Origin of the sequence: Nocardioides anomalus, from assembly GCF_011046535.1 — a bacterium.
GTDB classification, from domain to species: Bacteria; Actinomycetota; Actinomycetes; order Propionibacteriales; family Nocardioidaceae; genus Nocardioides; species Nocardioides anomalus.
Genome location: NZ_CP049257.1, coordinates 2,551,758 through 2,564,636 on the forward strand (window position 1 = coordinate 2,551,758; position 12,879 = coordinate 2,564,636).

A 12,879-nucleotide genomic window follows, 5' to 3' on the forward strand; every position below is an offset into this window, starting at 1 on the left:
ACCGCCATGAGCGACAAGTCACCCCGCCAGAGCAAGTCCGCCAAGTCGTCGAAGTCGATCAAGGAGAAGCGCGCCGACAAGCGGGACAAGGCCGCCGGCGCGGCCACCAGCTCGATGGAGGAGCTGACCGCGAAGAAGAAGCGCTAGGACGGCGCTTCGCCGGCCCAGGCCCGGGCCAGCAGCCCGCGGGTGTCCGAGAGCAGCTCGGGCAGGGTCTTGGTGCGGCCGATGATGGGCATGAAGTTCTGGTCGCCGGGCCAGCGTGGGACCACGTGCTGGTGCAGGTGGGCGGCGATCCCGGCGCCGGCGACGTGGCCCTGGTTCATGCCGATGTTGAAGCCGCCCGCGCCGCTCACCGCGCGGACGACGCTCATCGCGCGCTTGGTCAGCTCGCCGATCTCCACCATCTCCTCGGCGGTCGTCTCGGTGTAGTCCGCGATGTGCCGGTAGGGGCAGACCATGAGGTGGCCGGGCGAGTAGGGGTAGAGGTTGAGGACCGCGTAGGCCGTCCGGCCCCGGTGCACGACCAGGCCCTCCTCGTCGGGCAGGGACGGGATCCGGCAGAAGGGGCACTCCCCCGAGGTGGCGTCCGCGGGCTTGTTCTCGCCGCGGATGTAGGCCATCCGGTGCGGCGTCCACAACCGGTCCAGGCCGTCGGCCTCGCCCACGCCGTCCTGCACGACGCTCTCCTCGGTCGGCTCCTCGCTCACCCCGCCGCTCCGTCCAGGGCGGTCTCCAGCAGCGCCTCGACGGGTACGTCGGGCGCCAGGTCCACGCCGCGCGCCCGCGCCAGCCCCGCGATCTGCTCCCAGACCGACTCGGTCAACAGCTCCACGAACCGCTCGCGGTCGGGACGCAGCTCGGGCCGCGCGAGCCACCGCCGGGTCGAGGTGAACACCGCCCCCACCAGCCCGAAGACCAGCGGGTCCAGCGCCGCCACCTCGTCGGCGTCGAGCTCGACGTGCAGCACCTCGACCCCGACGTTGATGAGGTCCTCGATCTGCCCGGCGATCTGCTGGATCGCCTGCTCCATCTGTCCCGCGCCGCCCGGCGGGTCCTGCTGTGCGAAGGCGTGCACGCCCGGGTGCTCGGCCGCCCACCCGACGTACGCCGCCACGACGCGCCGGATGATGTCGACCGGGGTGCCCTCGAAGGACAGCGCCGGCACCAGCTCGGCCCGCAGCAGCTCCAGCGCCCGCCCCTGCACCGCCTGGTCCAGGTCGGCGCGGTCGGCGAAGTGCCGGTAGACGACCGTCCGGCTCAGCCCCGCCCGCTCGGCGATCTGCTGGACGTGGACCTCCACCCCCGGCGCGGACTCGGCCAGGACCGCGATCGCCGCGTCCAGGATGTGCTGGCGTCGCGCGGCGTTGTGGCTGTCCCAGCGCAGCTGTCTGCCGTCGCGCTTGGCTGCCATGGGACGAGGATAGGTGCCCGCGCCGCGCGGTCTCGTGGCGAGCGCACGTATCTGGCGGCACCCCCGCGGCTCCTGGAGGCCGATGCGCAGGTCCAGGGCTATCCCTGGTGCGCCGCGGGGCTCGCCACGTCGATGCTCCGCGGACGGGCGCGTCGTGTGCCCGTTCGCGAGTGGAGGTCGTCCAGTGGTCGCTGTCGCCGAAGGTCTCGCAGGAACCGTCCCCTGGCGGGCGGTCCTGGCCGCGGCCGCCGTGGCGCTCCTCGCCCCGGCCCTCGCGGCCACCGCGGGGCCCGGCGCCCAGGGCGCCCTGGCCCAGGTGCTCCCCCACGACGACCCGCCGACCGCCTCGGCGGGACCGGAGCAGTCCTACGCCCGGCTGCCGCTGTCCTTCGTGCGCGACGGCGGCACCTTCACGGCTCGGACGGCGGCCGGCACGGTCACCCTGCGCCACGGCGAGGCGGTGGTGGTGCCCCAGCACGGCGAGCGCACCGGGACGCCGGTCGTCATGGGTCTGGCCGGCGCCGCGCAGGTCGCGCCGCAGGTCCAGCAGCGCCTGCCCGGCGTGCTCAACGACCTGCGCGGTGACGACCCGAGCGCCTGGCGCACCGACGTGCCGACCTTCGGCCGGGTCCGCTACGCCGAGGTCTACCCCGGTGTCGACCTGGACTACCACGGCACGACCGGAACCCTCGAGTACGACTTCCGTCTCGCGCCCGGCGCCGACCCCGATCGCATCGCCGTCGACTTCCACGGCGCTGCGCTGCGGCTGACCCGGACCGGCGCGCTGGTCGTGGGCACCGGGGCCGACCGGATCCGGCAGGCCGCCCCCGTCGCCTTCCAGCCCTCGCCGGACGGCCGGGACGCCGTTCCGGCGCGGTTCACCCTGGACGGCGACCGGGTGGGTTTCTCCCTCGGCGCACACGACCCCTCCCGGGCGCTGGTCATCGACCCGCTGGTGCTGAGCTACGCCACGCTGCTGGGCGGCGCCGGCGACGACCGGGTCGCCGACATCGCGGTCGACGCCACCGGCGCGGCCTACCTGTCGGGCTGGACCGACTCCGACGCCTTCCCCACGACGGGTGGGGCCTACGACACGAGCCGGTCCGGGCTCGACGCGATCGTCACCAAGCTCAACCCCGCGGGCACGGCGCTCGTCTACTCGACCCTGCTGGGCGGCTCCGGAACGGACTTCGCCGACACCGTCGCGGTCGACTCCTCCGGGAGCGCCTACGTGGCCGGGCAGACGCAGTCGATCGGCTCGGCGCCGTCGCGGTTCCCGACGACGGCCGGCGCCTACACGACCGCCAGCGGCGACGCCGGCTTCGGCGACGCCTTCGTGACCAGGCTCAACCCCGCCGGCAACGGCCTCACCTACTCCGCGGTCTTCGGGGGCAGCGACCAGGAGGAGGTCCGGGCGATCGCACTCGACCCGAGCGGGGCCGCCTACGCCGGCGGCTACACCGCGTCGACCGGCAACGCCTCGACGACGTTCCCCTCCTCGCCCGGCGCGTACCAGCTCACCCCCAGAGGGACGAGCCGCGACGGCTTCGTGGTCAAGCTGGACGCCTCGGGCGCGCGGGCCTACGCGACCTACCTGGGCGGGCAGAGCCAGGACGAGGTGAACGGCATCGACGTGGACCCGCAGGGCCACGCCTACGTCACCGGCTTCGCCTACGGCAGCACCTCCGACACCTTCCCGACGACGAGCGCCACGCGCTTCGCTCCCGTCGAGGACAACGGCGTCGACGCCTACCTGAGCCGGCTGTCCGCCGACGGCTCGACCCTCGAGTACTCCACCGGCATCGGCACCGACGGCAACGGCAGCGCCAACAACGGGTCCGACTTCGGGTACGCCGTCGCGGTCGGCCCGAGCGAGGGGACCGCCTACATCACGGGCACGAGCCTCACCGGCAGCGGACCGAACGGCGACTTCCCGCTCAAGCACCCGTACGAGGGACGCAACGGCAGCTGCTGCTACGGGCAGGACCTCTTCGTCGCGGAGTTCGACACCACCCGGAGCGGCGACGCCTCGCTCGTCTACTCCACCCTCATCGGCGGCGGCGGCGCGGAGGGCGGGACCGCGATCGACGTGGACTCGACCGGGGCGGCCTACGTCGGGGGTGTCGTCGCCAGCGAGAGCCAGCCCGGCGACCCGTACGACACCACCCCGGACGAGCTCGGCGGCGGCGCCGGCCGCGGTCGGGCGTTCGTGACCAAGGTCGTGCAGAGCGGCAGCGGGAACGCCGGCCTGGGCTTCTCGACGACCCTCCAGGGCACCAGCTACCTCGACGGGCTCGGCGGCCTGGTCTACGACGAGACCGCGGGGGCGGTGCACGTCGGCGGCACCAGCCGCAGCGGCTCCCTCCTCACGACTCCGGGCGCGTTCCAGACCGCGGGGGCCGGTGACCGGGACGGCTTCGCGGCCACCGTCACCGTGGGGACGACCCCGCCCGACACCACCGCGCCCGACACCACGATCACCAGCGGGCCGGCCGCGGGCTCGACGCTCACCGGCGCCTCGGTGTCGTTCGGCTTCTCGGCCACCGAGAGCTCGACGTTCGAGTGCGCCTACGACGGTGGCGGCTTCGCGGCGTGCGGCACGCCCAGTCCGGGGCTGTCCGGCTCGGACACGCGCACCCTGGCGAACGGGTCTCACACCTTCGCGGTCCGGGCCCGCGACGCCGCCGCGAACGCCGACCCCACCCCGGCCACGCGCACCTTCACCGTGGCCGTCGCCGTGCCGCCGCCGCCGGCCCCGCCGGCGGACACCACCCCGCCCGACACGGTCATCACCCAGGCGCCGCCGGCGCGGGTGAGGGTGAAGCGCAAGGCCACGGTGAGCGTGGGCTTCACCTCGACCGAGCCCGGCTCGCGGTTCACCTGCCGGGTCGACGGCGGGCCGGCTCAGCCGTGCGTGTCCGGCGCGGCCTTCCGCCTCGGCCGGGGCCAGCACACGATCACCGTCACCGCCGTCGACGCCGCGGGCAACGCGGACCCGGCGCCGGCGTCGGTCCGGGTGACGGTCAAGAAGAAGAGGCCGAGGCCCGGGGCCGGTGGGGGCGGGAGGGGCTGAGCCGGCCGGCTTCGACGTCGTCGAGCAGGGTGGCCACGCTCTCCTGGGCGTCGGCCCGGGTCGTGCCCAGGAATCCGCGCGGGCCGCGCTTGGCCCAGCCGGCGACGTACTCCCCCGGGCGCAGGCGCCCGCGCTCGTGCGCGACCGGCTGGTGCTCGTGCCCGACGGCGCCGACGACGAGGTCGGCGGCGAGCTCCTCGCCGTCGGCCAGCCGTACGCCGGACGGCAGCACCGCGGTGACCGGAGCGTCGAAGCGCAGCACGATCCGCGGCCGACCCGTGGGGCGCCGCGCGGCGAGGTCCGTCAGCAGCCGCTCCCGCACACCCCGGCCCTCGGGCGGGGCGGAGCGCAGCAGCACGTCGACGCCCTCGAGCCCGGCCAGGCCCACCAGCTCGGGGGTGGTGAGGGCCGCGTGCTCGACACCGCGGCGCCCGAGCACGCTCACCTCGGTGGCGCCGACGCGCGGCCCGACCAGGAGCCGCGCGGTGTCGAGGGCGACGTTGCCGGCACCGACGACCACGGCCCGCTCGACGGCCGGCAGGGCGAGCGCGACCTCCGGGTCACCGTTGGCCCAGCGCGCGAGGGTGGTGGCGCCGAGCACCCCCTCGTCCCCCGGTACGCCGAGCGCACGGTCCGCGCTCGCGCCGGTGGCCCACACCACCGCGTCGTAGGCCTCCGGCAGGTCGGCGCGCGAGCGGACCTCGACGCCGAGGCGGTAGCGGAAGCCGGGCTGGGCCGCGATCACCTCGAAGAGCCGGGCGATGCCGCGGGTGTCGACGTGGTCGGGCGCGACGCCGTACCGCGCGAGCCCGTGCGGCTCGCGGCGCCGGTCGTAGACGTCGACGCCCACCCCGGGGTGGCGCAGCAGCTCGTCGGCGGTGTGGAGGCCGGCCGGGCCGGCGCCCACGACGGCGACCCGCAGGTCTCGTGCGACCGGGCGCCGCGGGGGCGGCACCAGCGCGACCGGGGTGCGGTCGGCGTGCGGGAAGACGTCGTAGTACTCCGCGGCCAGCTCGACGAAGGGCCGCTGGTCGGGCCGGAGCGCGTGGTCGGGGACGATCGCACCCACCGGGCAGGCGGTGACGCAGGCGCCGCAGCCCACGCAGGTGGCCGCGTCGATGAAGACCATCTCGGTCGTCGCGAACCCCGGCTCGCCCGGCGCCGGGTGGATGCAGTTGACGGGGCAGGCCGTCACGCACGAGGCGTCGGCGCAGCAGGGCTGGGTGACGACGTACGGCACGGCGAGGCCCTGGTCAGGCGGCCGCCGACGCCGGCTGGCTGCGGTAGCGCGAGGGCCGGCCGTCGATGCCGAGTCGCCTCCACAGCCGGCGGGAGACCGGGTTCACCAGGCCGGCGTTCTCGGCCAGCATGCGCACGTCGCCGAACATGTCGCGCAGCACCCACCGCGACTGCGGCGCGTCCCAGTAGACCTCGCGCAGCACCGCGTCGGGGATGCCCATGTCGCGCCGCGCCTGCCGGCTCGGGACCAGGATCACGTCGGCCAGCCAGCGCATCAGCACCGGGACGAGCAGCGACAGCAGGAACCGCTGGCCCCGGCCGAGCCGGGCCGCGCGGTGCTCGACGTAGGTGTGCGCGAAGCCGATGTGCCGCGCCTCCTCGGCCACGTGGATCTGCATGATCCGCTCCAGCAGCGGGTGCAGCGGCCCGCCGCTGCGCAGGATCGACTTCTGGACGTGGTCGATGGGCTCCTCGCCGGCCAGCACGCCGACGAAGAAGCCGACCGGCACCCGGTTCGCGAACAGCGGCAGCAGCGGCGCCAGGGTCGTGAACAGCCGTGGGGCGCCGGCCACCCGCTGGCCCGAGCGGTTCACGAACTCCTGGAACATCTGCGTGTGGTGGCACTCCTCGGTCGCCTCGTGGGTGGCGTAGCGGAACTCGGGCGTGCCCTCGGGCAGGGTGAAGGCGAAGTTCATCAGCCCGGCGATGAGCACCTGCTCGAACTGCAGCCCGACCTTGGTCACGTTGGCCTGCCGGTAGAGCCCGACCCGGACCTGCTCCTCGAGCGGCAGGCCGCGGTACCACGCGGTCCGGCCCAGGACGTCGGCCTCCGGCAGCACCCAGCGCGGGTCGTGCGGGTCCACGGCGTACGCCGGGTCGTCCCAGGCGATGTCGGCGAAGGCGTCGAAGTGCTGGTGCACCGACGCCTCGCTCAGCGTGCGCAGGGTGTCGTGGTAGCTCACCGAGGGTCGAGAGGAGGCCATGCCTCTATTACTGCGACACGGTGTCGCGATGTCAAGGGGTACGCGCGACACCGCGTCACACTTTCCGGAAGAACTCCCCCAGCCGCTGCTCCCCGCCCGGGCAGGTGACGTTGACGTCGCGGGCGTCCTCGACCCACTGGGCCAGCACCGCCTCGCCGCCCTGGATCGACCAGTCCTCGCCGCACCGGCTCTCGGCCTCGGACCGCGAGGTCTGGCCGGCGGCGCGCCACTCGGGCACGCCGAGGCTCAGGTCGCCGACCAGCCCGGACCAGATGGCCGGCGTGGAGTAGACCCCGACCCGGTAGCCCGCGTCGAGGTAGCCCTGCGCGGCGCCGAGCACCACCTCGGCGTTGGCCGCCGTGCTGGTCGACCACTCGTAGTGCGGCACCTGCTCGACGTCGAGCCAGACCACCGGCGAGTCGAGGCCGGCCGCCTCCATCGACGCGATGTTGAACTCCGCTTGGGCGTGACCGGCCTCCTGGAGCCCGCCGTACTGCTGCTGGGCGGCGTCGTCGGGCCAGCTGATCACGGAGTACGCCGAGACGAGCAGCCCCCGCCCCTCGGCCCAGGCCACCTGGTCGGCCAGGCAGGGGTTGGCGTGGAAGCCGGGGCCGTTGGTGAGTCCGATGACGACGTACTCCGCCTGGGCGGTGGGCATCGGCTGACCCGAGGTCTCCTTGTAGGGGATGCCCATCCCGGGCGGGCACTGCGGCCAGCTGATGTCGGCGCCGAGCACCGGGCCGTCGCGCGGCGGGATCGACGCGCCCTCGGCGTTCAGCTGCGCCGCCTGCTCCTGGGCAGCGGCGGCCAGCTTGACCAGGGACTCGTGCCGCTCGAGCACCTGCGGGTCCACCGGCGGTGCGGTGGGCGGCGCGGCCGACGACGCGCTCGGGGACGCGGGCTCCGGTGCGGCGGTGCCGTCGTCCGAGGAGGCGCTGCCGCAGCCGGCCAGCAGCACGGCCGCCGCCGCGAGCGGCAGCAGCCTCACCCCTTCTCCCAGACCGAGACGTGCGACTCGCTCTCGGCGGTGAACGGCGTGCGGTCCCACCACTCGTAGCGCTCGCGCAGCTCCATCCCGGCCAGCCGGGCCATCAGGTCCAGCTCGGCGGGCCAGGCGTAGCGGAACGGCACCGACGCGCGGCGGTAGGTCCCGTCCTCGGTCAGCGTGTAGTGGTGCGACCACATCAGCTGGGTGACGGGGTCGTACTCGTCGACGCCGACGTGCTCCTCGCTGTGGTCGAAGACCCGGAACTGCCGGCCGTCCTGGGCGCCGAGCACCCCCGGCACGCTCGTCTCCACCACGAAGCAGCCGCCGGGGCGCAGGTGCCGGGCGGCGTTGGCGAACGTCGCGACCTGGGCCTCCTGCGAGGCGACGTTCCCGATGGTGTTGAAGACCAGGTAGACCAGGTCGAACTCCCCCACCAGCCCCACGCCGGCCTGGGTGGTGCTGAAGTCGCCGAGCTCGACCGGGATCTCTGCGCCGCGGGGCTTGGCCCGCAGGCGGGCGACCATGGCCTCGGACAGGTCGATGCCGTGCACCTCGACCCCGCGCGCGGCCAGCGGCAGCGCGACCCGACCGGTGCCGATGGCCAGCTCCAGCGCACGACCGCCGTCCCCGGCCAGGTCGGCCAGGAAGCCCGACTCCTCCTCCAGGTGCGCCGCGGAGAACCGCACGTCCGCCTCGTCGTCGTACGACGCGGCGACGCGCTCCCCGAAGTGGTTGGCCAGGTCGCTCAACGCTCGCTCAGCTCACACCTGCTCGCGCGACTCCACCGCGGCGACGACGCGCGCGATCGCGTCCTCCACCGACACGCCGTTGTCCTGGTGGCCGTCGCGGTAGCGGAACGAGACCGCACCGGCGGCCACGTCGTCGTCTCCCGCGATCATCATGAACGGCACCTTCTGGAGCTGGGCGTTGCGGATCTTCTTCTGCATCCGGTCGTCGGACTCGTCGACCTCGACGCGGATCCCGGCCTTCTGCAGTTGCCGCGCGACGTCGTACAGGTAGTCAACGTGCCGCTCGGCGATCGGGATGCCCTGGACCTGCACCGGCGCCAGCCAGGGCGGGAACGCTCCGGCGTAGTGCTCGACCAGGACACCCAGGAACCGCTCGATGGAGCCGAACTTCGCGGAGTGGATCATCACCGGCTGCTGGCGGGTGCCGTCGGCGGCCTGGTACTCCAGGTCGAAGCCCTTGGGCTGGTTGAAGTCGTACTGGATGGTCGAGAGCTGCCAGGTCCGGCCGATCGCGTCGCGCGCCTGCACCGAGATCTTGGGGCCGTAGAACGCCGCCCCACCGGGGTCGGCGACCAGCTCGAGCCCGGACTCCTCGGCCGCCTGCTGGAGCACCGCGGTGGCGGTGGCCCAGTCCTCGTCGGTGCCGACGAACTTGTCCGGCTTGGAGTCGTCGCGGGTGGAGAGCTCGAGGTAGAAGTCGTCGATCCCGAAGTCGCGCAGCAGGCTGAGGCAGAAGTCCAGCAGGTGCTTGATCTCGGCGTCGGCCTGCTCCGGGGTGATGTAGGAGTGCGAGTCGTCCTGGGTCATGCCGCGCACCCGGGTCAGGCCGTGGACCACGCCGGACTTCTCGTAGCGGTAGACGCCGCCGAACTCGAACAGCCGCAGCGGCAGCTCGCGGTAGGACCGTCCGCGCGAGCGGAAGATCAGGTTGTGCATGGGGCAGTTCATGGCCTTGAGGTAGTAGTTCGCGCCCTCGAGCTCCATGGGCGGGAACATCCCGTCGGCGTAGTACGGCAGGTGCCCGGAGAGGTGGAAGGTCCCCTCCTTGCTGATGTGCGGGGTCCCGACGTACTGGAACCCCTCCTCGATGTGCCGGCGGCGGACGTAGTCCTCCATCTCCCGCTTGATGACCCCGCCCTTGGGGTGGAAGACCGCGAGGCCGGAGCCGAGCTCGTCGGGGAAGGAGTAGAGGTCGAGGTCGCGGCCGAGCTTGCGGTGGTCGCGCTTCTCGGCCTCCTCGAGCCGGTGCAGGTGCTCCTCCAGCGCCTCCTTGGACTCCCACGCGGTGCCGTAGATGCGCTGCAGCTGCTTGTTCTTCTCGTCGCCGCGCCAGTACGCCGCCGCGGTGCGCATCAGCCTGAACGCGGGGATCCGCTTGGTGGTCGGCAGGTGCGGGCCGCGGCACAGGTCGCTCCACGCGACCTCGCCGTCGCGACGGACGTTGTCGTAGATGGTGAGCTCGCCGGCGCCGACCTCGACGCTCGCGCCCTCGGCCGCGTCGTCGCTCTTGCCCGAGCCCTTGAGGCCGATGAGCTCGATCTTGTAGGGCTCGTCCTTCAGCTCGTCCAGCGCGTCGGCGTCGGTGGTGACGCGCCGGGAGAACCGCTGGCCCTCCTTGATGATCTTGCGCATCCGGGTCTCGATCTTCTCGAGGTCCTCGGGCACGAACGGGGTCGGCACGTCGAAGTCGTAGTAGAAGCCGTCGCGCACCGGCGGGCCGATGCCGAGCTTGGCCTCCGGGAAGAGGTCCTGGACCGCCTGGGCCATCACGTGGGCGGCCGAGTGGCGCAGGATGTCGTGGCCGTCGGCGCTGTCGATCGCCACGCCCTCGACCTCGTCGCCGTCCTGGAGCTCGTAGGCGAGGTCCTTGAGCGCGCCGTTGACGCGGGCGGCGATGACGTCCGGCTGGTCCTGGAACGGCTCCCAGGCCTTGGTGCCCGTCGTGACCTGCCGCTCCTCACGCTGACCTGCGTGGACGAGGGCGATCTTCAGCTCGGACATGGGGCGATCGTAACGACGGGCCCGCGGGCGCCGCGCCCCGGTTTCCCCGGGGCGCGGCGCTCACGTCCGGCCGGGCTACCGCCTCGGCGCGCTGCGCGAGTCCGCGGGGTCGGCGCCGAGCCGGACCTCGCGACCGTCGCTCACGCCACCGCCGTCGGTGTCGTAGTTCAGCGGGTCGGTGCGGTGCCGGTCGTAGGCCTTGTTGCGCGAGCCCTTGATCTCCTCGCGGTCGGTGAGGCCGTCGTGGTCGGAGTCCTTGACCGCCGGGTTGCTGAACAGCCGCCGCAGGGTCACGACGCCCTTCGTGGTGCGCACCTGCTGGTGGATCCGCTTGCCCTTGACCTCCTTGCCGTCCGCGAGCCCGTCGCCGTCGGTGTCCTTGCCGCACGGGTTGGTCCGCACGACGCCGATGACCTGGGTCTGGTGGTGGCGCAGCTTGACCCGGCGGTTGATCCGGAAGCCGTTCCACTCCGTGGCGTCGAGCAGCCTGTCGTGGTCGGTGTCCGGGCTCAGCGGGTCGGTCCGGCACGTCGTGCCGGCCAGGCCGAGGACCTCCTGGCCGTCGCTGAGCCCGTCGCCGTCGGTGTCCGCCTTGGCCGGGTCCGTGCCCAGCTGCTGCTCGCGCGTGGTGGACAGGCCGTCGCCGTCCGGGTCGCCCGGCGTACCGGGACCACCTGGGCCGCCGGGGACCGACGGCAGGTCGTCGGCCGCGTCGAGCGGGTCGGAGTGCCGGCCCACCTCGGTGCCGTCGGGCACGCCGCCGCCGTCGGTGTCCGCCTTCTTCGGGTCGGTGCCGTAGGCGTGCACCTCGGCGCCGTCGAGCAGCCCGTCGTCGTCGGTGTCCGCGTCGTGCGGGTCGGTGCCGAGCGTGGCCTCCTCGCCGTCGGTGAGGCCGTCCTGGTCGGCGTCGGCCAGGCCGGCGACGTCGTCGGCCGGGTTCAGCGGGTCGGTCCCGTTGAGGACCTCGGCGCCGTCGCCCACGCCGCCGTTGTCGGTGTCGGTGTCCAGCGGGTCGGTGCCACGGGTGACCTCGTCGCCGTCGTCGAGGCCGTCACCGTCGGTGTCGGCCTTGAGGGGGTCGGTGTGCCGCACGTTGACCTCGTTGCCGTCCGTCAGGCCGTCGCCGTCGGTGTCCGCGACCTTCGGGTCGGTGTGCGACGTGCCGATCTCGACCCCGTCGGACAGCCCGTCGCCGTCGGTGTCGGCCTTCTTCGGGTCGGTGCCGTAGGTGTGCACCTCGGCGCCGTCCTTGACGCCGTCGCCGTCGGTGTCGGGGTTGTTGGGGTTGGTCCCGGCCGCCTGCTCCTCGGCGTTGGTCAGGCCGTCGCCGTCCGGGTCGTCGCTGGTGGGGACCGAGCAGTCCACGCCGCCCGCGGGCGCCTGGGCCGAGACCGCCATCGGCGCCGTGCCGAGGCTGACCGTGGCCAGCGGCAGCGCGCTCGGGCCGACCCGCAGCTCGACGCGCAGCAGGTCGTCCAGCGTGGCCTGGCCGAGCGCGCCCTGGGAGGCGTTGGTCGGCGTGAAGGCGGTGATCCTCAGGCTGATGTCGAGCAGCGGGTTGCTGGGCAGCACGACCGGGACCGTGACCGGCTGGCCGTTGAGCGGGATCGGCACCGTCTGGGGTCCGACCACCGCGGTGATCGTCGGCGGGTCGACCAGCTGCACGGTGCCCGTCGTGCCGTTCGAGGTCGCCCGCAGCGTGACCGGGTCCGAGACGTGCACCTGCACCTGGCCGCCGAGCAGCCGGAGGTCGCCGACGGTCGTCGTCGCGGTCGAGACCACGTCGCTGCGACCGTCCTGGCGGTCCACCAGCTCGGTCGTCGCGGTGGTCGCCGAGGCGCCGACGTGGGCCAGGTACGGCACCCCCGGCAGGCCGTCGCCGACGGCCGCCGTGGCCAGGGTCGTGGTGCTCCTGGAGACGAGTCGGCGGCCGCCGACGGACGGTACGCACGGCGTACCGTCCGCCGCGACCACCGAGCCACTGGTCAACCCCACATCAGCCAGCGGGCCCAGTGGTACGTCGACCAGCTCGCGGCTCAGCGGACCCGACGTCGGCGGCGCCGCGGTCTGCACCGAGTCGACCGGCAACCGGTTGCCGAGCAGGTCGAGGTCGAGGTTGGCCGACTGCGCCGTCGCGCGGGTCGCGCTGGCGCCGTCGGCGGTCGCCTGCGCGTGCCCGACCCTGAGGGTCGTCAGCGTGCCGGCGTTGGGCAGCAGGCTCGGCAGGACCTGGACCTTCGCGAGGTCGAGCAGGTCGCCGTGAGCACTGGCGGTGTAGCCCTGGGAGGGAGGAGCCGCGGGCGCCGCCGACGCCGACTGGCCGGGCAGCAGCCAGGCCGTCGTGAGGGCGCACGCGACGGCGAGGGGGAGGGAACGTCGCATGGTGGAGTTGTCCTTGTGGGGTTGGGATTCCGGTCCGAGGACGCCCCCCA

At 73.7% G+C, this 12,879-nt stretch carries 10 protein-coding genes; 2 read left to right on the forward strand and 8 right to left on the reverse strand.

Annotation, left to right across the window (positions count from 1 at the left end):
* Nucleotides 1-6: 6 nt before the first annotated feature.
* Nucleotides 7-147, forward strand: a complete 141-nt coding sequence (locus G5V58_RS12875; RefSeq protein ID WP_165233231.1) for a hypothetical protein — start codon at nucleotides 7-9, stop codon at nucleotides 145-147.
* Here G5V58_RS12875 and G5V58_RS12880 read toward each other — a convergent pair.
* Together G5V58_RS12880 and G5V58_RS12885 are read right to left on the reverse strand one after the other, a co-directional pair.
* A complete protein-coding gene (locus G5V58_RS12880) occupies nucleotides 144-710 on the reverse strand; it encodes an HIT family protein (protein ID WP_230487316.1) in 567 nt (188 codons plus the stop codon). The genes G5V58_RS12875 and G5V58_RS12880 overlap by 4 nt on opposite strands.
* The gene (locus G5V58_RS12885; RefSeq protein ID WP_165233234.1) at nucleotides 707-1,414 is read right to left on the reverse strand and encodes a TetR/AcrR family transcriptional regulator; all 708 of its coding nucleotides are present in this window, start codon (nucleotides 1,412-1,414) and stop codon (nucleotides 707-709) included. Before G5V58_RS12885 ends, G5V58_RS12880 begins: the two co-directional genes overlap by 4 nt.
* A 250-nt stretch (nucleotides 1,415-1,664) precedes the next feature.
* On the opposite strand from G5V58_RS12885, the gene G5V58_RS12890 reads away from it, so the two are divergent.
* Nucleotides 1,665-4,487, forward strand: coding sequence for a DUF7948 domain-containing protein (locus tag G5V58_RS12890; protein WP_165233238.1), 2,823 nt, complete (start codon nucleotides 1,665-1,667; stop codon nucleotides 4,485-4,487).
* Here G5V58_RS12890 and G5V58_RS12895 read toward each other — a convergent pair.
* The 6 genes from G5V58_RS12895 to G5V58_RS12920 form a co-directional block, all read right to left on the reverse strand.
* Nucleotides 4,438-5,727, reverse strand: coding sequence for an FAD-dependent oxidoreductase (locus G5V58_RS12895; protein WP_165233240.1), 1,290 nt, complete (start codon nucleotides 5,725-5,727; stop codon nucleotides 4,438-4,440). The two genes, G5V58_RS12890 and G5V58_RS12895, sit on opposite strands and share 50 nt — an antisense overlap.
* 13 nt (nucleotides 5,728-5,740) lie before the next feature.
* Entirely contained in the window at nucleotides 5,741-6,709 is a 969-nt protein-coding gene (locus G5V58_RS12900; protein ID WP_165233243.1) for an AurF N-oxygenase family protein, read from the reverse strand.
* Between the two features lie 55 nt (nucleotides 6,710-6,764).
* A complete protein-coding gene (locus tag G5V58_RS12905; RefSeq protein ID WP_165233246.1) occupies nucleotides 6,765-7,697 on the reverse strand; it encodes a glycoside hydrolase family 25 domain-containing protein in 933 nt (310 codons plus the stop codon).
* Nucleotides 7,694-8,446 (reverse strand): class I SAM-dependent methyltransferase, encoded by a 753-nt coding sequence (locus tag G5V58_RS12910; protein WP_165233249.1) that lies wholly within the window; start codon nucleotides 8,444-8,446, stop codon nucleotides 7,694-7,696. Before G5V58_RS12910 ends, G5V58_RS12905 begins: the two co-directional genes overlap by 4 nt.
* A gap of 12 nt (nucleotides 8,447-8,458) precedes the next feature.
* Nucleotides 8,459-10,447, reverse strand: a complete 1,989-nt coding sequence (gene thrS / locus G5V58_RS12915; RefSeq protein WP_165233251.1) for a threonine--tRNA ligase — start codon at nucleotides 10,445-10,447, stop codon at nucleotides 8,459-8,461.
* Nucleotides 10,448-10,522: 75 nt separating this feature from the next.
* Nucleotides 10,523-12,829: a hypothetical protein gene (locus G5V58_RS12920; RefSeq protein WP_165233254.1), complete on the reverse strand. Its 2,307-nt coding sequence runs from the start codon at nucleotides 12,827-12,829 to the stop codon at nucleotides 10,523-10,525.
* Nucleotides 12,830-12,879: the final 50 nt, after the last annotated feature.

Coding starts and splice junctions, on each gene's coding strand:
- G5V58_RS12875 (WP_165233231.1), top strand. CDS start 7: ATGAGCGACAAGTCACCCCGCCAGAGCAAGTCCGCCAAGTCGTCGAAG.
- thrS (WP_165233251.1), bottom strand. CDS start 10,447: ATGTCCGAGCTGAAGATCGCCCTCGTCCACGCAGGTCAGCGTGAGGAG.
- G5V58_RS12900 (WP_165233243.1), bottom strand. CDS start 6,709: ATGGCCTCCTCTCGACCCTCGGTGAGCTACCACGACACCCTGCGCACG.
- G5V58_RS12920 (WP_165233254.1), bottom strand. CDS start 12,829: ATGCGACGTTCCCTCCCCCTCGCCGTCGCGTGCGCCCTCACGACGGCC.
- G5V58_RS12885 (WP_165233234.1), bottom strand. CDS start 1,414: ATGGCAGCCAAGCGCGACGGCAGACAGCTGCGCTGGGACAGCCACAAC.